This is a genomic window from Campylobacter concisus, from assembly GCF_015229955.1.
In the GTDB taxonomy this organism is placed as follows: Bacteria; Campylobacterota; Campylobacteria; order Campylobacterales; family Campylobacteraceae; genus Campylobacter_A; species Campylobacter_A concisus_AT.
Window position 1 is genome coordinate 24,948 of the sequence record NZ_JAAKYZ010000008.1, and the last position, 20,663, is coordinate 45,610.

The window sequence follows — 20,663 nt, forward strand, 5'->3', positions numbered from 1 at the left end:
ATTCCTTACAGTCTAGCGTCAGCCTCTGGGTAGATATTTTTTATATCATAAACTAAATGACCTTTTAAATTTAGCTTTTTAAACTCATTGTGAGCTACGGCAATCACGATGCAGTCGTAGTCATCTAGGTTATACTCTTTTACTAGATCAAAGCCGTACTCGTGTTTTACCTCAGTGCTATCAGCCCAAGGATCGGTCACATCGACCTTGCAGCCAAAGTCTTTTAACTCATCAACCACGTCTATAACGCGAGAATTTCTTATATCTGGGCAGTTTTCTTTAAATGTCATACCAAGAACAAGCACGCGGGCTTTGTTGATAAGCACGCCTTTTCTTATCATTAGTTTTATCACTTGATCAGCTGCGTATCTACCCATATCATCATTGATGCGGCGGCCTGCTAGGATCATTTCAGGATGATAGCCTACCTCTTGAGCTTTGTGAGTTAGATAATATGGATCTACGCCGATGCAGTGACCACCAACTAGACCTGGGCGGAAATTTAAGAAATTCCACTTAGTACCTGCAGCCTCAAGCACATCAATAGTGTTGATGTGAAGCTTTTCAAACAGCATCGCAAGCTCGTTTATAAAGGCGATGTTGATGTCGCGCTGTGTGTTTTCGATGACCTTTGCAGCCTCGGCTACTTTGATACTTGAAGCTTTGTGAGTGCCAGCTGTGATGATCGAGCGATAAATTTCATCGACTTTGTCAGCGATCTCTGGGGTTGAACCACTTGTAATCTTTTTGATCTTAGTTACAGTGTGCTCTTTGTCACCTGGATTTATACGCTCTGGAGAGTAGCCGCAGAAGAAATCTTTGTTAAATTTAAGCCCACTTTTTTCAAGAAGTGGCACGCAAATTTCTTCTGTAACGCCTGGATAAACGGTGCTCTCATAAACAACGATGTCGCCTTTTTTAAGCACTTTTGCCACACTCTCAGTCGCTTTTACGACTGGAGTTAGATCAGGGCGTTTGTTCTTATCTATCGGAGTCGGGACGGTCACGATGAAGAAGTTGCAACTTCTAATATCATCTAAATTTAAGCTAAATTTCATGCCATTATCGATCGCTTTTTTCATCTGCTCATTGCTAAGCTCAAGCGTTCTATCATAGCCACTTTTAAGCTCTTCTATACGTTTTGCATTTACATCAAAACCTACTACTTCGTACTTTTCGCTAAAAGCTGCTGCAAGTGGAAGTCCAACATATCCTAGTCCTACTACTGCTATTTTCATTTACTTTTCCTTTCTTTTTTTGCTTCTATCTTTTTTACGCGTTCATACATTCTTATTTCCGCACTTACACCTTTTGGAGTTATGATTCTAATAGGGCTAATGCCTGGTAAAATTTTAGTGAATTCGTAATAAACCCGCCTCTTTTTCTTTCCGTCCTTGCAGAGCATCATCGTTTGCGCTAGCTCATCCCCGCCGCTAAATTCGTAATAAATCCCGCGCGCGTCCTCTTTTTCTTCAAGCTTTCCGCCGAGCAAAAAGGCGAAGTTGCAGTCGATTTCTATATCTTTAAAAAAAGCGACTTCGTATTTAAAATAATCAGGCGGCATCTTTGAAATAGGTAGCTCAAAAATATTTTCCTCGGTTTTTGGTGCGTTTTCGCCCGCCAAAAGTGCAAAAGGAAGCGTGCAAGCTGCGATAAAAAGTAAAATTTTTCTCATGCCTTTACTCCGATTTGGAAATACTTAAATCCATGCTCGGCTAAAATTTTAGCGTTGTATTGGTTGCGTCCGTCAAATATGACAGCATTTTTTAGCCTCTCTTTGATCTCCATAAAATCAGGCGATCTAAACTCGCTCCACTCGGTCACAAGCACCATAGCATCGGCGTTATTAAGCGCGTCATATTTATTTTTAGCGTATTTTACATCTAAATTTGGCATATATTTTTTAGCTTCTTCGCTTGATTTTGGATCATACGCCACCACTTTCGCGCCAGCTTCGTCTAAAAGTTTTATCAAAGTTAGCGAGCTAGCCTCTCTCATATCATCGGTATTTGGCTTAAATGCAAGCCCCCAAAGCGCAATCGTCTTGCCCTTTAGATCGCCGCCAAAAAAGTTATAAATTTTCTCAAATAGCACTCTTTTTTGAGCCTTATTTCTTGACTCGACCGCGTTTAAAAGCTCTGGCTCAAATCCGTTTTGTCTAGCGGTGTATATAAGCGCCTCGACGTCTTTTGGAAAGCAGCTACCGCCGTATCCGCAGCCGGGATAGATGAAGCTATATCCGATCCTTGAGTCGCTGCCGATACCTTTTCTTACTAAATTTACATCAGCACCCACACGTTCACAGATATTTGCTATCTCGTTTATGAAGCTTATTTTGGTTGCCAGCATCGAATTTGCAGCGTATTTTGTCATCTCGGCTGACTTTACATCCATACAAATGAGCCTGTCGTGATTTTTCATAAATGGCTCATAAAGCTCTCTCATCACGCTAAAGCCCCACTCACTGCTAGCTCCGATAACTACGCGATCTGGCTTTAAAAAGTCCTCAACCGCCGCGCCCTCTTTTAAAAACTCTGGGTTTGAGACGACTTCAAATTTAACCTCTACATTTCGCTTTTTAAGCTCAGCCTCGATAACCTCATGCACCTTAGCTCCAGTGCCCACTGGAACGGTTGATTTATCAACTACGATTAGCGGTTTGCTTAAATTTTCTCCGATCGATTTCGCAACTGAGAGGACATATTTTAAATCCGCCTGTCCATCAGCGCCCATAGGCGTGCCAACTGCGATAAATAGCACATCTGCATGCTCTAGCGCCTCAGTTATCTGCGTGCTAAATTTAAGCGAGCCATTTTTGTAGCACTCGCTCACGATATCAGCAAGCCCTGGCTCATATATAGGCACGACGCCGTTTTTTAGCGCTTCGATCTTTTTGCTATCAACATCGACGCAGATCACGCTGTTGCCCATCTTAGCAAAGCATGCACCACTTACTAGTCCAACGTATCCGGTTCCAATCACAGCTACTTTCATACTTATCCTTAAATTTTCTTTTCCCACTCAAGGGCGGTTTTTATGATGAGAGCCAGATCATCTCTTTTTGGCTTCCAGCTTGTTAGCAAGCGTAGTTTGCTTGCGTTTGAGATTAGGATAGCTGGGTCGCCGTCCCTTCTTGGCGCATTTAGCACTTTAAAATTTACTCCGCTTACTTTTTTTGCGGTCTCGATGACCTCTTTTACGCTAAATCCTCTACCATATCCCACGTTAAAAGTTTCGCTGCCATTTTGGCCGATGTATTCAAGTGCGCTTACGTGTGCATCTGCTAGGTCACTAACATGGATATAGTCTCTTACGCATGTGCCGTCTTTTGTAGCGTAGTCATCGCCAAAGATACCCATGCTATCGCGCTTGCCAAGTATAGTTTGCACAGCTACTTTGATAAGGTGCGTAGCATTTGGATAGTTTTGACCGATTAACCCCTCCTCATCCGCGCCTGCGACATTAAAGTAGCGAAGTATTGCAAATTTAAAATTTCCATTTGAAATGGCGTAGTCTTTGATGATCTGCTCGCTCATGAGTTTGCTTCTGCCGTATGGATTTATAGGGGTTGTAGGCGTTGTTTCACTAACTTCTGCCACTTCTGGCTCGCCGTAAACTGCGGCTGTTGAGCTAAATATAAATTTATTTACATTGTAAGTCTTTGCGTATCTTAGCACCCTCGCAACGTTTGCGGTGTTGTTTAGATAGTATTTTAGTGGTTCGCTCATACTCTCAAAAACCTCGATAAACGCCGCAAAATGGATGATAGCATCAAATTTACCATTTGCGAAAATTTCACTTAGATCATCTTCTAAATTTGCATTTATAAATTTAAAATTTCCGATTTTTTGGAGCGCCTCAAGTGCTTTTTGTGAGCCTTTGCAGAGATTATCGATGATGGTTATCTCATCATTGCCTTGCTTTAAAAGTGCTTTTACTACGTGGCTGCCGATGTATCCAGCACCACCTGTTACTAAAATTTTCAAGTTTAAGCCTTTCGTAAAAAGTGGTTAATTTTATCAAAAATAGGGTAAAGCAAAAGTAAAGCAAGGCTTTTGAATAAAATTTAATCCTCTCTAACCCTCAAAAATATTGGAAATCTTGGCTTGCCATTAGAGGTTAAATTTTGAAATTTATATGTGATGATAGAGCCTGTTTTTGGGGGATTTCGGCGCTTTTCATCGCTTAGTCCTGAGCCTATTTTAAAGATAGTGCCAGATTTTGGCTCGCCAGCTTTTTCTTCACCTTGCTTGCCACCAAGCGCTTTGCAGGTAAGCGAGCCAGCAAATTTTGCGTATTTGCCACTACCTTTATTTATAGCGGTCACTTCACACTCGGCATCTTTAAATTTCTTAAATTTAAGTGCATTTTTGCTTCTTTTTCGCTCGTACGGTGCATTTGGCTCACGCACCACTGCTCCCTCGCCGCCTTTTGCGATGATACTTTCAGTAAATTTCAAAAATTGAGCGTTATCACGCATTTTTATCTGTTTTATGATGATTAAATTGTCATTTGGCTTATTTTTTAGAAATTTAGCCAAAACTTCAAGCCTATCAAGTAAGCCACCACTTGCCTCTGGCACGTCAAAAACGTGAAATTTAAGCCTGCCCCACGCTTTTTCATCGGGCAACTTATCCATCACTGTTGCTTGAATTTCTTCAAATTTAAGCTCTTTTGCGTAAAGCTCGCCATCGAGTGCAAATTTTGGGAAATTTTTAGTAAAACTTAGCGGCGCATTCAGCCTTTTACCCTGCCTTGAGAGTAAATTCTCTCCGTCCCAGTAGGCACGCACGCCATCAAGCTTTTCGCTAGCTAGCCAGCCTGAGACGTTTTGCTCTTTATACTCGCTAAGTCTCAGCAAGTCAAGAGAAAATGCAAAATTTAAAAGGAGTAAAACCGCAAAAAATATTCTAATCAAGCTTTTGCCTTGCAAAAGCAATAATCCATATGATCGTCTACAACGCCCACACTTTGCAAAAATGCATAGGTGCTAACAGAGCCTAAAAATTTAAACCCTCGCTTTTTTAGCTCCTTTGCCACAAAATCAGACATCGGCGTAGTGGCTGGCACTTGTTTGATATCTTGATAGTGATTTATGATCTGTTTGCCGTCAAATTTTGGGTCAAATTTTCTTAACAAATATCCCCACAAATAGTCATAAAAGCTGCCAAATTCTTTGGTTACGGATAAAAATGCAAGGGCATTTATAGCGAGTGATTTTAGTTTTAATCTATTACGGATCAGCCTCTCATTTTGCATAAATTTCGCTATCTCAGCCTCGCCGTAAAGCTTGATCTTCTCTGGATCAAAGCCATCAAACGCCTCTCTCATGGCTTCTCTTTTTTGAAGCACTCCATGCCACGAAAGTCCCGCCTGAAAGCCCTCCAGAACTATCATTTCGAAAAATTTTCTATCATCTTTTACTACTTTACCCCACTCGTTATCGTGGTAAGTTATATCAAGCTCGCCTTTTGCCCATTCACATCGCCTCATCTGCTTTCCTTAAATTTTAACTCCGTAAAACTCGCAATACCACTCGACAAATTTGGCCACGCCGTCGTTTACTTTTGTATTTGGCTTGTAGTCAAAGTCAGCCACCAAGTCGCTCACATCAGCAAATGTCGCTGGTACGTCGCCTGCTTGAAGTGGGAGGAAATTTTTCTTGATCTCACGACCGATCTTTATCTCAACTGCCTTGATGTAGTCCATGAGCTCGACTGGGCTGTTGTTGCCGATATTATAGACCTTAAACGGCGCTTTTGAAGTAGCAGGATCTGGGTGTTTCGCATCCCAAGCCGGATTTGGCTTAGCAGGGTTGTCGATGCACTTAATGATGCCCTTTACTATGTCATCCACGTAGGTAAAGTCACGCTTCATCTTGCCGTAGTTAAAGACGTCGATAGTTTTATCTTTAAGCGCAGCGTCGACAAACAAAAATAGCGCCATATCAGGGCGTCCCCATGGTCCATAAACTGTAAAAAAGCGAAGTCCAGTCGTTGGCACGTTAAATAGGTGGCTATAAGTGTGCGCCATCATCTCGTTGCTCTTTTTAGTCGCTGCGTAGAGGCTTATAGGGTGATTTACCGCCTCGTGCGTAGAAAATGGCATGTTCTCATTTAGGCCATAAACCGAGCTAGAGCTTGCATAGACTAAATTTTTGATCTCATTGTGGCGGCAGCATTCGAGGATATTCACAAAGCCTGTGATGTTGCTGTCGATGTAAGCTTTTGGATTTATGAGCGAGTAGCGAACGCCAGCTTGTGCGGCTAAATTTACCACTACGTCAAATTTTTCTTTGGCAAAAAGCTCTTTCATCGTCTTTTCGTCGGCAAGATCAGCTTTTATAAATTTTAAATTTGGATGTGTTTTTGAGATGATAAGCTTGCCATAGTCTATCTCGCTCACGTCAAAGCCAGCCGTTTTTAGGCGTGCAAGCTTTAAATTTACGTCGTAATAGTCATTTATCACGTCATACCCAACGACCTCATCGCCACGTGCCACAAGGGTATTCGCAAGATGAAATCCTATGAATCCAGCTGTTCCAGTTACTAAAATTTTCATATTTTTCCTTTCATTTTTGGCTTATTTTAGTGCAGAAATGTAAATTTACGTATTTAGATCAGGGTAGTCCCAAGCGTTAAATTCAGCTCTTAAGTCGTCATTTTCTTGCCCTTTGCAACATAACCACTCAAGCCCTGCACGTCTTTCCATAACGACCTCTTCGTCAAGTCCAGCAACCTTTTTGCCATTTATCCTTGCGTCCACACACGCCCAGTGATAACGATAAACTAGGTCAAGTTTGCTTAAAATTTCATCCAAACTGCGCGATTTTGAGCGGTTTTTGAGTCCACCCTCTCTAAAAACATTCATCACAAACTCGCAGTCGCAAATTTTATCCATCTCACCGATATCCTCAGCTATGCCAAGCGCCCAAAGCAAGATCCAAAGCGACTCATACTTCCAGCCCATATTTACGGCCAAATTTATATCAGCCCTTCCCTCTACGACCTCTTTTTCTTTTACACTTAGATCGCCATAAAAATCGCCCAAAAAGTCTTTAGCCCAGGCTATCTCATCTTCACTTAAGTGGCCATTGTCGCGGATAGTGCAAGCACACATGATGGCCGTAAATGAGCAAACCGCACGAGCAATGATCTCATCAACGCTTCTTGGCGTAACTTCACTATTGTCATACCTTAGTGGCAGACTCTCAAGCATAGCCACACCCTCTTTTTTTAAAATTTTTATGCTCTCATCTTTTCTTTGTTGTGCTGTTTTTGGCATATCCGCACCTTTTTTAAAAATATCAAACACTCCCATTTTTACCCAAAAAACTCAACGTTAAATTTCTCTTCGTTAAAATTTTTACCTAAAAATTTACAGGCTTCGATCATATCAGTTCTTGCTATTTCAAAGCAACTAGTAGCCCCAGGGCTTGGAGTCATATTAAAACTTATGCCCTCGCCTGTACTTATCTTGCCCTCGCCAAGCTCAAGGCACTTTTTATTACGGTCGATAACTTGTGGCCTTACGCCGCCAAAATTTACAGCATAGCTCAGATCGTTTTCACTTAGGCTTGGTACGATCTTTCTGGCGTCTTTTACAAATTCTTTTTTATTGATAAATGGCACTTCAAATAAGAAATTTCTCAAAATATAAGATCTGATGTCGCTATCTTTTAAGAGATTTGTAAAGACTTCAAAGACATTTTTATCAAATTTTAGGCATTTACAAAAGTCAAAAAAGCTTGAACAGCCGTGGTATCTCTCTAGTTTTGGTATGACTAGAGCTGTTGGTCCAAAGCGAGTGTTTCCGTTAGCTAGGATATCTGGATCGCCGTGAAGAGCGGCAAATGGCAGCTTATCGTTTTGTACCATATAGACTTTGCCATTTAGTAGGCGTTTTTTTGCGAAATAAAAGCTTCCAGCAACGGGCAATGTGCTAAGATGAAGCCCATAACCCATTTTGTGAGCCAAAAATAGCGAATGCCCTCCAGCATCTACTACAACGTAGTTTGCAGTGATCACTTCGCCATCATTTATCTTTATGTGAAATGTATCGCCCGCCTTTTTTATATCAGTTACTTCTGAGTTTAGGCTGATCTCATAACCATCTGCGCCTAAATTTAGCGTATTTTGCACAAGTGAGTTTGCTAAGCCACCAAAGTCCATCGTCGTAAACTGCCCATTTTGCGTGCCTATGGCGATGATGTTTTCTGGCCTCTCATTGCCATTTGCGTCAAAAACGACGTTTGGCTCGATTTGTTTTAACTTCTCTTTGTCATAAATTTCAAGATAAGGAAAAAGCTCTCTAAAACTCTCATATCGCTCTTTCATGCGCTCTACTTCAGCATCTCCGATAGCTAGTGCCATCTTTTGATGAGCGAACATATATTTGCCATCAAGATTGTATTTTAGAGCATATTTTACTGGCATATTTGCCACACGAGAGACTTTTTTTGCCTTTTCTAGCGTGTAGTTTGTCTCGATATCGCCACAATGAATGGTTTGTGAGTTGCCTTTGCCGTTTGAATTTAGAGTAGCTACGCAGTCATATTTTTCTAAAAGTGCAACCTTTTTTATATCACTAAATGCAGCCAACTCGTAAAAGAGCGCCGTCCCACTAATGCCTGCTCCGACAATTACCACTTCAAAGTGCTTCTGCCTCATTTTTTCTCCCAAAAAAGTTTAGTCGCCAAAATGATACTATATTAATTTTAAAACAAACAGCATGGTGAAAAAAGCTAGAATTTTTATATAAAAGAGAAATTTGGCAAGGCTTTCACCTTGCCTTAAAGTTAAAATTTATAAGATACGTTTACTTTGAAATTTCTACCCGGCTCCCAGTCTACATAGTCTGGATTGCCTGTATAATCAGCCATTCTTTGAGACTGCGAAGCATAAGTTTTATTAAAGAGGTTATAAATTCCAGCATTTATCTCTAGTCCTTTAAATTTACCGCTACTTGGCGTATAGCTAGCATAGATATCGCTGACCGCATAGCTTGGTATCTTGGCATTTTCACTATCGCCAGCTGATATGGTATTTTTTGAGGCAAAGTAGATTAGGTTGTAGCCTATTAGTGTATCAATGCTAGAAAATGCGTACTCTGCATTAAATGTATATTTATCACCTTGATCGCGGTAGCCGATAACGTTTGAGGTATAGTAGCCACCGCTTGCCTTAGCGACCCTATCTTTATATTTTACCTTTTGGTGAGTGTAGCTAGCAGCTAGGCTTAGTGCGTCTAAATTTAGCCTTGCAAGTAGCTCAACGCCACTTATATCAGCTCCACCAGCATTTATACGTCTGGATATAGTTATTGGCGGCGTTCCAGTCACATAAGAGCCATTATCTACGATTAAGTTTTTATATTTTGTCATGAAGTATTTTGCAGAGAGGCTATATGAGCTAGCTTCATTTATGTCGCCATGATATTTAAGACCAGTTTCATAGCTATTACCAGTCGTTGCTTTTAGATCTTTATTTGCTTCAAAATTTTCTGCTCTACTAGCATTCATAGACTCCATGACATCAGGCCCTCTAAAGACTCTTGCATAGCTTGCAAAAGCGTTAAGACCTTTAAGTATCTCATAATCAAGTGCAAGTGCTGGGGTAAATTCATTGTATTTATAAGTGTAGCTCTTTACATTTCCGGCTCTACCATCGTAGCTTTTTAGCTCGTGATGAGTGTATCTGATGCCAGGAGTAACGGTTAGTGAGCTAAAATTTAGCGCATCTTCTGCGTAGATAGAGTAGTTATTTACCTTTTCTGGGTAGTGATTGTCTGGTTTGTTGAAATTTTTACTTTGGTAAAACTCAGCGCCATATCTAAAAGTCTGCGTCAAAGCGCCGGTCTCGACTATACTCTTAGCCTTTGCATTTATGCCGTTTGTTTTTACGCCTAAAATTTTTAAGACCGGGTCATCTTTTTTATGCTCGGTATTGTATACCGTTACATCTAAATTTAGAAGATTGCTTGGTTTGTACTCGTATTTTAGCGTTGTAGTATCACGTTCATATTTTCGGTTATCAACAGGAAATCGACCAGTATACCAGCTGCCAAACTCGGCTCTCATTGGATACATGCCTTTAAATTCATTATGTTCTCTTGAGATAGAAATTCTATGTGCATCAAGGAAGCTATAACCAAGCTTTAAAAGATAGCTAAGATCGTTTCCGTCGCCGCCTATCTTTCTTTTGTTGCCGCTTTTGCCGTAGTCGTAGCCCTTGTGATTAATAGCTGCTATAAAATCAAGCCCTTCAACTGGAGTAGTAAATAGCATAAGACCTTGTGAAAATTCGCTGTTATTTGAGGCGTATCCTGTCTTTATCTTTGCGCCTATGATCTCACCATCATTAAGCAAGTCTTTTGCATCGACCGTTTTAAAGGCGACTGAACCGCCAAGCGCACCCGAGCCGTTTACCACTGATCTTGAGCCAACCTCGACATCAACAGCTTTTATAAGATCTGGATCGATCAGCAAGTCGGCATTGTGGTGAAAGGTATTTCCGTTTTGTTTTGCGCCATCTATCGTGATATTTAGACCGCGGTCGCTAACGCCCCTCATGTAAATTTTTTGATTCATGCCGTTTGTTCCGCCTACGTAAACCCCAGGGATATCTCTCATCACGTCTTTTACTAGGCTAGCATTTCTAGTTGAAATTTTGATGTCATCAACGCCGTATCCGCCACTACTACTTGTTACCTCAACTCCGCTTAATACGCTCTCGTCTGCCCCGTTTGCACAAACTGCTATGCTTGCTGCAAGAGAGAGTTTAAATAAGCTTTTAAATCTCATATTTCCTCCTAATTTGGTTATTAAAATTACTATTTTAATTTTATAGCACAATTTTGAGATTGAATATTATAATTTTAAGTATAAATTTTGGATAAATTTTTGAGTTTTTTGGCAAAAATATAAACTATTTTTAAATTCTAATTATCTAATAAATTAATTAGATATCGAAATAAAGGATAAAATTATATGATTTTATCAAGGTAGTAAATAAGGTTAATTTTTAATAGAAAAAGTCTTATAAGTATAAAAATTCTTAAATTTTGTAGATAATTTTTATCAAGAAAAGCTTAAGAAATCTAAAATAAATTTTGCTTTTTAATGCTCAGAATTGTTTTTATAAACACTCTTAAGTAGATTATGAAAAAAAATTATAAATTTTAAATAAGATAGAGCAAAACTCTTGGATCTACTGGAAGTATTATATAAATTTACTAGACACCCTTGAAGGCAAAAATGAAATATTAATTCACATAAATATCATCTTTTTTAAAGTCTTTTAGTCTTAAACTTATGTCGACGCCTTGCCAAAGTATCGGCAGTAGTACAAATATCATCCTATCAAGGCTAAAATTTCTTACATCCTCAGGCCAGCCATCCTAGTGATAAAGCTTGTAAAATTTAGATATATCGCCACAAAGCACCCAGTATAAAAACTACGAGTAGCCAAGCTACGTATCCTCCCATTTGCCGCTATCTGGCACGCAGTAAAAGACATTGCCAGCTTTGCCGCCAAAGACACCGCTGTTTATAGCGAAAATTTTACACAAAACATCGTTTGCCACGAGCAAATTGCTAGGCATCTGCCCTATCTCACTAAAGCTTTTGTCAAGGTTAAAGCTATAAATTCCACGCTTTATCTGCTCGCATCCTGAACCAAGTAGGCGCGGCCAACCACCTCACAATGTTGCTACACTCATAAACAAGCGCTCCCATATGCGAGCGAGTAGTTACTTGAAGTCCTAAAAGCTCGCTTTGCACCATGCTTTCATCAAGAGACAAAATTTCATTAGCCTCTTTTAGCCATTCCTTGATCAGTGCCCAGCCTAGCCTATTGCGTCTATAAGCTCATCTAAAGCTCATTTTGTATGCCCTTGCGGTAAATTTGGTGAAATTTTAAAGAATAATTTGGCGAGTCGCCCCGCCAAAAAATTGTATTAATAGATTATTTTGCGTCCCAAGCTAGGATCGTGTTACCTTCGGCGTCGGTAGCCACGTCGCCCATGCCCATGATGTTATAGCCGCAGTCTACGTAGTGAACTTCGCCTGTTACACCGCTAGCTAGGTCACTAAGCAGATACATAGCACTGTTACCGACATCTTCAGTCGTGACGTTGCGTTTTAGCGGGCTATTTACTTCGTTATAGCGTAAAATCATCCTAAAATCGCCTATACCGCTTGCAGCAAGCGTTTTGATAGGGCCTGCACTGATTGCATTTACGCGGATATTTTTAGCACCAAGGTCGTGCGCTAGGTAGCGAACCGAGCTTTCAAGTGCTGCTTTAGCAACGCCCATTACGTTGTAGTGTGGCACAAATTTTGGTCCACCAAGGTATGTAAGAGTAAGCACCGAGCCACCCTCTTTTAGCACTGGCAAAACCGCACGAGTAAGGCTTAGTAGCGAATAAACACTAGTACCCATCGCTATATCAAAGGCTTCTTTGCTCGTGTTTACAAACTCACCCTCAAGCGCTTCTTTTGGTGCGTAAGCCACTGCATGCACAACAAAATCGATCTCGCCAAGGTCTTTTTTGATTTGACCAGCAAGCCCATCTAAATGTGCCTGATTATTCACATCAAGTTCGTAAACAAATTTGCTACCAAACTCCTCTGCGATCGGCTCTACGCGCTTTTTAAGAGCGTCATTTAGATATGTAAATGCCATCTGCGCACCTTGATCGCAGCAAGCTTTTGCAATGCCATAAGCTATTGACTTAGCGTTAGCAACGCCGATGATTAGACCTTTTTTACCTTTTAGTATCATTTGTTCTCCTTTTTATTAAAGCTACTTAACTTTTTCTGCTTCACAAGCTTACAGCTACAAGCAGAGTTATTTATCTTTCATTAAAAATTTAAAAGCAATACTCACAAACTATATGCTTACTCTGTTTATTTTTAAATTTTGCCTTGACTAAGCGAAAAATCCTGCGCAATTTGACTTAAAATTCTATAAATTAAAATTCGCGAAATCTCGCGAAAACGCCAAATTTGAAACCAAATTGGATAGCGACAGTATCGCAAAGCTAGACTAGGCGACTTAAAATTTTGCGACGGGAGTTACCACGCAGGTAATGACCGAGCAAAATTTTAAGACAACGAAGTATAGCGATGCGAGACAACGCGTATAAGCTCCAAAAACTTCGTCGCGTCCCAGCTCGCCGTGCCTACTAGTACTCCGTCACAGTTCGCTATACCAGCTATCCCGCCGATATTTGCGGTATTTACACTTCCGCCGTAAAGCAGCGGCGCGCTCGTCTGCTCGCGGATGAAATTTAAAACATTCTCTATCTGCTCCGTGCTCGCACTCTTGCCCGTACCTATCGCCCACACGGGCTCGTAGGCGATCAGTAGCCGCTCGTAGCCAAGGTCGATATTTTTCAGCTGCTCCGCCAAAAACTCCTTCGTACCGCCAGCTTCGTTCACGCTCAAATTTTCGCCGATGCAGTAGACGATCTGCCAGCCCGCTTTTACGGCGAAGTCAAATTTAGCTCGCAAAAGCTCCTCGCTCTCGCCCAGCTCACGCCGTTCGGAGTGTCCGATCAGTACACTTTTTACGCCAAACTCGTCCAGCATCGCCTTGCCGATCTCGCCGGTGTGAGCGCCGCTTTCGCACGGGTAGAAATTTTGCGCGCCGAGTTTAAATTTATGAGCCGCGCCATCAAGCGCGCTAAACGGAGGAAATACCGTCACGTCGTCGTTTGCGCTTAAATTTGCATCTAAAATTTCAGCGTATTTAGCAAAGCTAGCTCTCGTGTGATTGCACTTTAAATTTGCTAAAAACCTCACTCCGCAGCCTTTCTAAGCGGTTTTATACCCGGCAGCTCCTTGCCCTCGATGAGCTCCAAGCTCGCACCTCCGCCCGTGGAGATAAAGGTCATCTCGTCGGCATCTCCCGCGCGCTCGACCACGTCAGCCGTATCGCCACCGCCAACGACGGTTGTCGCGTGAGTGTCGATGATAGCGTGGCTTATTTTGATGCTACCCTTGCTAAATTTATCCATCTCAAAAACGCCCATAGGTCCGTTCCACCAGATAGTTTGCGCATCGGCGATGACCTCTTTAAATAGCCTAATAGACGCAGGTCCGATGTCAAGCCCCATCCAGCCGCTTGGGATTTCCTGCGCAGGGACATATTTTACGGCACTTTCAGCTGAAAATGTCTGAGCAGCGACGACATCCACTGGCAGGTAAATTTTCACTCCTAGCTCTTTGCCTTTTTGTAAAATTTGCCTTGCATCTTCGATGAGTTCTTCTTCAAGGAGCGAATTTCCGATGTTTTCTCCAAGTGATTTTAAAAATGTAAATGCCATACCGCCGCCAATTATGAGCTTATCGATGCGTGGTAAAAGGTTATGCAAGGCTTGAAGCTTGCCGCTTACCTTACTACCGCCGACGACCGCGACGAACGGGCGCGCAGGATGTTTGATGAGATTTTGGGCAAAATTTATCTCCTTTTGTAGCAAAAATCCCGCCGCCTTATGCTTCTCGTCGTAAAATTTAGTGATCGCCTCGACCGAGCTGTGCGCTCTGTGGCAGACGCCAAACGCGTCATTGATGTAAAATTCGCCGTATTTAGCGAGCTCGGCAGCTAACGCCTCGTCGTTTTTGGTTTCGCCCTTTTCAAAGCGTAAATTTTCAAGAAGTAAAATTTCGCCCGGTTTTAGCGCTGCGACTTTAGCTTTGGCGTCCGCGCCGACCACGTCCTCGGCAAATATCACATCTCTATCAAGCAGCCTTGATAGCCTCTTTGCCACGCCTCGCAGCGAAAATTTCTCCTCAAAGCCGTTTTTAGGTCGCCCTAAATGACTAGCCAAAACCACGCTGCAGCCGTTATCTAGGCAGTAGCGGATCGTAGGGATCGCCGAGCGGATACGGCGGTCGTCGGTGATGTTTAAAAACTCGTCCATCGGCACGTTAAAATCGCACCTGACAAATACCTTCGCGCCGCCGAGCTCAAGATCGTTGATCGATAAAATTTCACTCATTTTTTACCCTTTAAATTTACTTCGTAGCCACGATCTTAGCTAGGTCTACAAGCCTTGTCGAGTAGCCCCACTCGTTGTCGTACCATGCAAAGACCTTCACCATATCATCAGCTATGACCTGCGTAGTGTCGCTCGCCACGATGCTGCTGTATGCGCTCGTGCAAAAGTCGCTGCTAACCCTATAATCGTCATCGACGAATAAAATTCCCTTTAAATTTGACTCAGCAGCCGCTCTAAACGCCTCGTTTATCTCCTCTTTGCTAGCAGGTCTTTTTAAAACCGCCGTTAAATCTACCATAGAGACGTTTGCTACTGGTACGCGCACGCTTTGTCCGTGCATCTTGCCGTTTAGCTCGGGAAGTACTTTTGCGATCGCCTTTGCGGCTCCGGTGGTCGTAGGTCCGATATTTAGGGCTGCAGCACGCGAGCGGCGGAAGTCTTTAGCCTTTACATCTACTAGACTCTGACCGTTGGTGTAGGCGTGGATCGTGGTCATGAGTCCTTTTACGATGCCAAATTTATCGTTTAGCACCTTTGCCACTGGAGCTAGGCCGTTTGTGGTGCAGCTTGCGTTTGAGACGATCGCTTCGCCTGCGTATTTATCGTCGTTTACGCCGACTACGAACGTCGCCGTGTCGTCTTTTGCCGGAGCGCTCATAACGACTTTTTTGATGCCTCGAGCTAGATACGGCTCGCACTTTTCAGTGGTCAAAAACTTACCCGTACACTCTAAAACCACGTCTGCACCGTAGTCTGCGTAGCTAAGCTCGTTTAGATCCCTTGTTGAAAAAACTCTTATCTTTTTGCCATTTACTTCTATAAAATCGTCGCTTATCACCTTAACGTCTTGCTTAAATTCGCCATGCACGCTGTCGTATTTGAGCAGATAGCGCGTCATGTCGCGCGTCGCCGTATCGTTGATGGCAACAAGCTCAACGTCGTCTCGCTCTAAAATAATACGAGCAGCGCACCTGCCGATACGCCCGAAGCCGTTTATTGCTACTTTAACTGACATCTTAGCTCCTTTTGATATAATTACGCCTAATTCTACAAAAAAGAATTTTAAAACAAATATAAACAAGGCACTTTAATAGATGAAGTTAGCACTTTTTGGCGGGAGCTTTGATCCGGTTCATTTAGGACACGATAGCATTGTGAAAATGGCACTAAGTAGCCTAGATATCGACAAGCTCATCATCATGCCAACTTTTATAAGTCCCTTTAAGAGCGAATTTTCAGCTCCACCAGAGCTTCGCCTAAAGTGGATAAGAGAAATTTGGGGCGGCCTAGAGAAGGTCGAGATTTCTGACTATGAGATAAATTTAGCTCGCCCGGTGCCTACCATAGAGACGGTTAAGTATTTGTATGAGAAATTCAAGATAGAAAAATTTTATCTCATAATAGGCGCGGACCACCTAGCCACACTTAATAAATGGCACGGGTACGAGGAGCTAAAAAATTTAGTGCAGTTTGTGATCGCCAAGCGCAATCACATAGAAATTCCACGTAATTTACAAAAAATGGACGTACACGTGGATGTTAGCTCATCGCAGATCAGGCACCAAAAGGGGCTTGATGAGCTGCCTAGCGAGATAAAAGATGAAATTATAAATTTTTACCAAGGATTAAAGATGCAAGAGAGATCGATGCAAGAGCGCACCGAAAGTATAGTTAAGGTTTTAGACTCAAAAAAGGCTGAAGAGATACAAGTATTTGATATGAGTGGAGATGATTATTTCGTAAAAGCCGTAGTTATCGCTACAACGCTTGGTGAGAGGCATGCTTACTCACTGAGCGAGGATCTAAAAGAGGAGCTTAAACCTCTTGGAGAAAAATTTATAGGGACTGAGAGCTCGCCTGATTGGATCGTGATGGACCTTGGAGACATTTTGATACATCTTTTAAGTCCAGCTTACAGAGCAAAATACAACATCGAAGAGTTTTTGCAAAAACTAAAAACTAGTAAAGAGTCTTAACTAAAACAAGCGATGAGCAAATAAGCCATAAAAATATAAAAAATGCTAGCAAAAATGGTTTTTTGCCCGTCGCTTTAAATATATTCCTATCTATCCCAAATCCCAAAGCACACATCGCAACGCAAAGGCATATGCTAGCGGTTAGCTTTAAAATTTGCACCAAATTTTCAGGGAAAAATGGCAAAGATCTAACGCAGATCGCCACTAAGAAAAATAGCGCAAACCAAGGTATGCTCTTTAGCTTTGAGCCACCGCTATTTTGGCTTAAATTTAAGAAATTTAACAAAAACAAAAATGGTACTAGCATGATGACACGAAGCATTTTTATGATGACGGCGGTGCTGCTTGCTGTGCTATCAAATGCTGCTGAGGCTGCGACTACATGGGCTACCTCATGAAGTGAGCCACCGATAAAAAAGCCGGTTTGGTGTGGCGTGAGAGCTAGAAATTTAGCGATAAATGGATAGATAAACATACCAATCGTCCCAAAGAGCACCACCGTGCAAATGGCGATAGCAAGCTTGTTTGCGTCTGCTTTTATCTCATTTTGAGTAGCCATAACAGCAGCTGCACCACATATACTAGCCCCTGAGCCAATGAGCACGGCACTATCTTTGCTAAGCCCCAAAGCCTTAGCGGTAAAAAGTGCAAAACAAAAGGTCGCAAAGACCATAAAAGCTGCATATATCACGCCAAGAGTGCCGACACTTGCGATCTCGCTAAGGCTTATATTAAAGCCAAAAAGTATGATGCCAAGCCTTAAAATTTGCTTCCCAGCGATCGCTACGACGCCACTAGATTTTAAAATTTGTGTCTGTTTGGTGAAAAGATTTGCAAAAATGGCGCCTAAAATGATAGAGATAATGAGCGGGCTGGTGTGAAATTTAGCTAAAATCGTGTTTGAGAGCGCAAAAGAAATGGCAGAGATCAGCGCTAAAACAAGCACAGCAAGAAATTTATGAGACATATTTTAACCTTAATATATTTTTTAAAAATGCAATTAGCACGTTTGGGTATAATTAGACGAATTTTATAATGCAAATTTAAAATAAAGATAAAGGGATAGGCCCATGATCATCCTTGGCGAAAAATATACTTTTACCAGCCTAGAACTAGAAAAGCTTAGAAAGAAATTTGGTCAAGTAAATTTTTTATCCCATGAAAATAGCGACGCAAAAGCCTTGCGAAGTGCGCTAGAAAATCTTATAAAATCAGGCAATCAAAGGCTGATCGTACTAAATACCGCAAAACCAGTCGATAGCAAATTGGTTAGATTTCTCACGCTTTTGCAGTTTAAGACAAAGTATAAAAAGATAAAATTTCTAAACGTAGAGAATTTTTTAGAAATTTATCTACACAAATGTTATATCCCAGAAAATGGCGAAAATCTTAATTTTTTAGATGAAATAAGGCCTTATGGTGCTTTTGCTTACGCACTCAAGCGAATGATCGATTATGCTAGCTGTTTGGTGCTTTTTATCTTGCTTTTTGGTCTAAAATTTTATGTAAAGAGAAAGATAGACGAGCAATCACCCGGAAGCCTTTACTTTTTACAAAGTAGAGTTGGGCTGGACAATAGAGAATTTGAGTGCATAAAATTTCGATCGATGATGGAAGATGCCGAGAAAGATGGGGCAAAATTTGCTAGCGAAAATGACGAGAGAGCATTTGAATTTGGCGAATTTATGCGAAAAACTCGTATAGACGAGGTGCCGCAGTGTATAAATGTCTTTAGAGGGCAAATGCATCTAATAGGTCCAAGGCCTGAGCGAAGACACTGGATAAATTTCTTTGAAAAAGAGATACCTTACTACAATGAACGTCACATTGTTCGCCCAGGGATTACTGGCTGGGCGCAGGTAAACTATCCTTATGGCTCAAATACACACGACGCAAAACAAAAGCTCATGTACGACCTTTACTACATCAAACACTGGTCACTTTGGCTAGAGATAACGATCATAGTAAAAACTATTGCGATTGTATTTGAGAAAAAAGGCGTTTAAATTCTAAAGAGCATCATGAGTTTGAGATATTTTAAATAAACCTTTTTTCAAATTTAATTTTGTTGCTTTTAGCCAAAATAAATGTAAATTCTACATCCTATCTTTAGCCGTAATTCCCATTATATTAAATGCTGTTTTTATCGAGATAGCGACAACTGCAAAAACTTTTAGTAAGCTATCCTCGTTTTCATTTCCAACCACACGGTTTTCATTATAAAATTTATGAAAGCTAGCAGCCAGCGACTTTAGATAGTCTGGGATCTTTTGAAGTTGCCTTGAGATAAAAGCATCTTCTAAAATTTCTGGCAATATCAGCGCCTCAAAAAGTAAATTTTTCGCATTTTCATCTAGGCATTCGAAGTTTGCATTGATTATATCTTGAATATTTTTCCCAGCCTTTGCAAAGACTTGATTTATCCTAGCATGAGCATAGTTTATATAAAAGATAGGATTTGAGTTATCCTCTTTTTTAAGCTCATCTACGTCAAATTCCAAACTACTCGTATTTGCCTTGCTTATAAAGATAAATCTAAGTGCCTCAGCACCGATCTCACTTACGATATCGCTCATTAGCACAGCATTACCAGCACGCTTGCTCATCTTGTATGGCTTGCCATCTTTTAGCAAACTAACCATCTGCATAAGTATCACTTCAAGCTTGTTTTCATCGTATCCAAGGAAATTTATCGCAGCCTTTAGTCTTGCGATATATCCGTGGTGATCCGCGCCCCAAATGTTTATGTAGTGGTCAAAATTTCTCTCAAATTTAGCATTATGATAGATAATGTCGCCAGCTAGATATGTTGGTCTGCCGTCATTTCTAACCACAACCCTATCGTTATCATCACCAAGCGTGGTTGAAGCGATATAAGTAGCGCCCTCTTTTTCATACATTTGATTTGAACGTTTTAGCTTATTTATAGTTGGCTCTAGGCCGTCATAAAGAGCCTTCTCACTAGCCCAGCTCTCTATAAATATCCCAACATCTGCTAAATCTTTTTTGATGATCTCAAGTACGATATCCTTGCCAAACTCGGCAAGCTCAAGGTTTCTGCTCTCGTCATAAAAAATTTCCTTGCCAAATTTCTCATTTGCAAGCTTAGCAATATCTAAAATATAATCTCCGCGGTAGTATTTCTCTGGATAGACGATGCTTTCATTAAAAAGCTGCTCTTTTGCCGCAAGCGATATAGAAGTGCCAAGCAGGTCGATTTGATTACCAGCGTCGTTTATGTAGTATTCTGTTGAGATAGCGTAGCCAAGTCTTTTGCCAAGTCTTGCCAAAGTATCGCCATAAACTGCGCCTCTAACGTGTCCGATGTGAAGTGGCCCAGTTGGATTTGCGCTAATGTATTCTATTAAATAGCTATCTTTTTTCACATCTTCTTTTGCAAAATTTTCGCTGTCTAGCAAAATTTGCTTTGAAATTTCATCTAAAAACTCGCTTTTTAGCTTGAAATTTAAATATCCATTTACCGCACTGGCTTCGACTATCTTACTGTCACTAAATTTATCAGCAAACTCGCTAGCTATCATAACTGGAGACTTTTTTAGCTCCTTTGCAAGGCTAAAAAGTGGCGTTGCATAGTGGGCTAAATTTTTATCCTTTGGCTTTTCAAGCACAAATTCACGCTCTAAAACCTTTGAAATTTCAGCTTTTATTTTATTTTTCAACTCT

Annotated in this window: 19 protein-coding genes and 1 pseudogene; 2 read left to right on the forward strand and 18 right to left on the reverse strand. The window is 41.2% G+C overall.

Annotation, left to right across the window (positions count from 1 at the left end; all coding sequences use genetic code 11):
* Positions 1–5 precede the first annotated feature (5 nt).
* The 16 genes and pseudogenes from G6W45_RS09080 to gap all read right to left on the reverse strand — a co-directional run bounded on the left by G6W45_RS09080 (position 6) and on the right by gap (position 16,018).
* A complete protein-coding gene (locus G6W45_RS09080; protein WP_087586191.1) occupies positions 6–1,238 on the reverse strand; it encodes a nucleotide sugar dehydrogenase in 1,233 nt (410 codons plus the stop codon).
* Complete coding sequence (locus G6W45_RS09085; RefSeq protein WP_194168270.1) at positions 1,235–1,675, reverse strand: ecotin family protein; 441 nt, start codon at positions 1,673–1,675, stop codon at positions 1,235–1,237. Before G6W45_RS09085 ends, G6W45_RS09080 begins: the two co-directional genes overlap by 4 nt.
* On the reverse strand, positions 1,672–2,994 hold the full coding sequence (locus G6W45_RS09090; RefSeq protein WP_194168271.1) for a UDP-glucose dehydrogenase family protein: 1,323 nt from the start codon (positions 2,992–2,994) through the stop codon (positions 1,672–1,674). Before G6W45_RS09090 ends, G6W45_RS09085 begins: the two co-directional genes overlap by 4 nt.
* An 8-nt stretch (positions 2,995–3,002) precedes the next feature.
* Complete coding sequence (gene galE, locus G6W45_RS09095; protein WP_194168272.1) at positions 3,003–3,986, reverse strand: UDP-glucose 4-epimerase GalE; 984 nt, start codon at positions 3,984–3,986, stop codon at positions 3,003–3,005.
* An 80-nt stretch (positions 3,987–4,066) separates the two neighbouring features.
* Entirely contained in the window at positions 4,067–4,915 is an 849-nt protein-coding gene (locus tag G6W45_RS09100; protein ID WP_194168292.1) for a DNA ligase, read from the reverse strand.
* On the reverse strand, positions 4,915–5,493 hold the full coding sequence (locus tag G6W45_RS09105) for a DNA-3-methyladenine glycosylase I (RefSeq protein WP_194168273.1): 579 nt from the start codon (positions 5,491–5,493) through the stop codon (positions 4,915–4,917). Before G6W45_RS09105 ends, G6W45_RS09100 begins: the two co-directional genes overlap by 1 nt.
* Positions 5,494–5,502: 9 nt before the next feature.
* The gene (locus G6W45_RS09110; protein WP_194168274.1) at positions 5,503–6,561 is read right to left on the reverse strand and encodes an NAD-dependent epimerase; all 1,059 of its coding nucleotides are present in this window, start codon (positions 6,559–6,561) and stop codon (positions 5,503–5,505) included.
* A 45-nt stretch (positions 6,562–6,606) separates the two neighbouring features.
* Entirely contained in the window at positions 6,607–7,284 is a 678-nt protein-coding gene (locus G6W45_RS09115; RefSeq protein WP_242039093.1) for a DUF4272 domain-containing protein, read from the reverse strand.
* A 38-nt stretch (positions 7,285–7,322) separates the two neighbouring features.
* Complete coding sequence (locus tag G6W45_RS09120) at positions 7,323–8,669, reverse strand: FAD-dependent oxidoreductase (protein WP_194168276.1); 1,347 nt, start codon at positions 8,667–8,669, stop codon at positions 7,323–7,325.
* Positions 8,670–8,797: 128 nt separating this feature from the next.
* Positions 8,798–10,801 carry a TonB-dependent receptor domain-containing protein gene (locus G6W45_RS09125; RefSeq protein ID WP_194168277.1) on the reverse strand — a complete coding sequence of 668 codons (2,004 nt, stop codon included), beginning with the start codon at positions 10,799–10,801 and terminating at the stop codon, positions 8,798–8,800.
* 668 nt (positions 10,802–11,469) lie between these two features.
* Positions 11,470–11,682: pseudogene (locus G6W45_RS09965) on the reverse strand (DUF2625 family protein); the annotation flags it as partial.
* On the reverse strand, positions 11,639–11,800 hold the full coding sequence (locus G6W45_RS09970; RefSeq protein ID WP_275944607.1) for a DUF2625 family protein: 162 nt from the start codon (positions 11,798–11,800) through the stop codon (positions 11,639–11,641). The pseudogene G6W45_RS09965 and the gene G6W45_RS09970, both read right to left, overlap by 44 nt.
* Positions 11,801–11,963: 163 nt before the next feature.
* Positions 11,964–12,782 (reverse strand): enoyl-ACP reductase FabI, encoded by an 819-nt coding sequence (gene fabI, locus G6W45_RS09135; protein WP_194168278.1) that lies wholly within the window; start codon positions 12,780–12,782, stop codon positions 11,964–11,966.
* A 323-nt stretch (positions 12,783–13,105) separates the two neighbouring features.
* Positions 13,106–13,804, reverse strand: coding sequence for a triose-phosphate isomerase (locus tag G6W45_RS09140; protein ID WP_194168279.1), 699 nt, complete (start codon positions 13,802–13,804; stop codon positions 13,106–13,108).
* Positions 13,801–15,003, reverse strand: coding sequence for a phosphoglycerate kinase (locus G6W45_RS09145; protein WP_194168280.1), 1,203 nt, complete (start codon positions 15,001–15,003; stop codon positions 13,801–13,803). The genes G6W45_RS09140 and G6W45_RS09145 overlap by 4 nt, the downstream gene beginning before the upstream one ends.
* Before the next feature lie 16 nt (positions 15,004–15,019).
* On the reverse strand, positions 15,020–16,018 hold the full coding sequence (gap, locus tag G6W45_RS09150) for a type I glyceraldehyde-3-phosphate dehydrogenase (RefSeq protein ID WP_084041155.1): 999 nt from the start codon (positions 16,016–16,018) through the stop codon (positions 15,020–15,022).
* 79 nt (positions 16,019–16,097) lie between these two features.
* On the opposite strand from gap, the gene nadD reads away from it, so the two are divergent.
* A complete protein-coding gene (nadD, locus tag G6W45_RS09155) occupies positions 16,098–16,979 on the forward strand; it encodes a nicotinate (nicotinamide) nucleotide adenylyltransferase (RefSeq protein WP_194168281.1) in 882 nt (293 codons plus the stop codon).
* Here nadD and G6W45_RS09160 read toward each other — a convergent pair.
* A complete protein-coding gene (locus G6W45_RS09160) occupies positions 16,963–17,946 on the reverse strand; it encodes a YeiH family protein (RefSeq protein ID WP_194168282.1) in 984 nt (327 codons plus the stop codon). The two genes, nadD and G6W45_RS09160, sit on opposite strands and share 17 nt — an antisense overlap.
* A gap of 103 nt (positions 17,947–18,049) precedes the next feature.
* On the opposite strand from G6W45_RS09160, the gene G6W45_RS09165 reads away from it, so the two are divergent.
* Positions 18,050–18,985: a sugar transferase gene (locus G6W45_RS09165; protein ID WP_194168283.1), complete on the forward strand. Its 936-nt coding sequence runs from the start codon at positions 18,050–18,052 to the stop codon at positions 18,983–18,985.
* A 90-nt stretch (positions 18,986–19,075) separates the two neighbouring features.
* Here G6W45_RS09165 and argS read toward each other — a convergent pair whose 3' ends face one another.
* Positions 19,076–20,659, reverse strand: a complete 1,584-nt coding sequence (gene argS, locus G6W45_RS09170; protein ID WP_194168284.1) for an arginine--tRNA ligase — start codon at positions 20,657–20,659, stop codon at positions 19,076–19,078.
* Between the last annotated feature and the right edge of the window lie 4 nt (positions 20,660–20,663).

Bases quoted from the DNA above. Each gene is read 5' to 3' on its own strand.
- G6W45_RS09080 (WP_087586191.1), bottom strand. From the start codon at position 1,238: ATGAAAATAGCAGTAGTAGGACTAGGATATGTTGGACTTCCACTTGCA.
- G6W45_RS09085 (WP_194168270.1), bottom strand. From the start codon at position 1,675: ATGAGAAAAATTTTACTTTTTATCGCAGCTTGCACGCTTCCTTTTGCA.
- G6W45_RS09090 (WP_194168271.1), bottom strand. From the start codon at position 2,994: ATGAAAGTAGCTGTGATTGGAACCGGATACGTTGGACTAGTAAGTGGT.
- G6W45_RS09105 (WP_194168273.1), bottom strand. From the start codon at position 5,493: ATGAGGCGATGTGAATGGGCAAAAGGCGAGCTTGATATAACTTACCAC.
- G6W45_RS09110 (WP_194168274.1), bottom strand. From the start codon at position 6,561: ATGAAAATTTTAGTAACTGGAACAGCTGGATTCATAGGATTTCATCTT.
- G6W45_RS09115 (WP_242039093.1), bottom strand. From the start codon at position 7,284: ATGCCAAAAACAGCACAACAAAGAAAAGATGAGAGCATAAAAATTTTA.
- G6W45_RS09120 (WP_194168276.1), bottom strand. From the start codon at position 8,669: ATGAGGCAGAAGCACTTTGAAGTGGTAATTGTCGGAGCAGGCATTAGT.
- G6W45_RS09125 (WP_194168277.1), bottom strand. From the start codon at position 10,801: ATGAGATTTAAAAGCTTATTTAAACTCTCTCTTGCAGCAAGCATAGCA.
- fabI (WP_194168278.1), bottom strand. From the start codon at position 12,782: ATGATACTAAAAGGTAAAAAAGGTCTAATCATCGGCGTTGCTAACGCT.
- G6W45_RS09145 (WP_194168280.1), bottom strand. From the start codon at position 15,003: ATGAGTGAAATTTTATCGATCAACGATCTTGAGCTCGGCGGCGCGAAG.
- gap (WP_084041155.1), bottom strand. From the start codon at position 16,018: ATGTCAGTTAAAGTAGCAATAAACGGCTTCGGGCGTATCGGCAGGTGC.
- nadD (WP_194168281.1), top strand. From the start codon at position 16,098: ATGAAGTTAGCACTTTTTGGCGGGAGCTTTGATCCGGTTCATTTAGGA.
- G6W45_RS09160 (WP_194168282.1), bottom strand. From the start codon at position 17,946: ATGTCTCATAAATTTCTTGCTGTGCTTGTTTTAGCGCTGATCTCTGCC.
- G6W45_RS09165 (WP_194168283.1), top strand. From the start codon at position 18,050: ATGATCATCCTTGGCGAAAAATATACTTTTACCAGCCTAGAACTAGAA.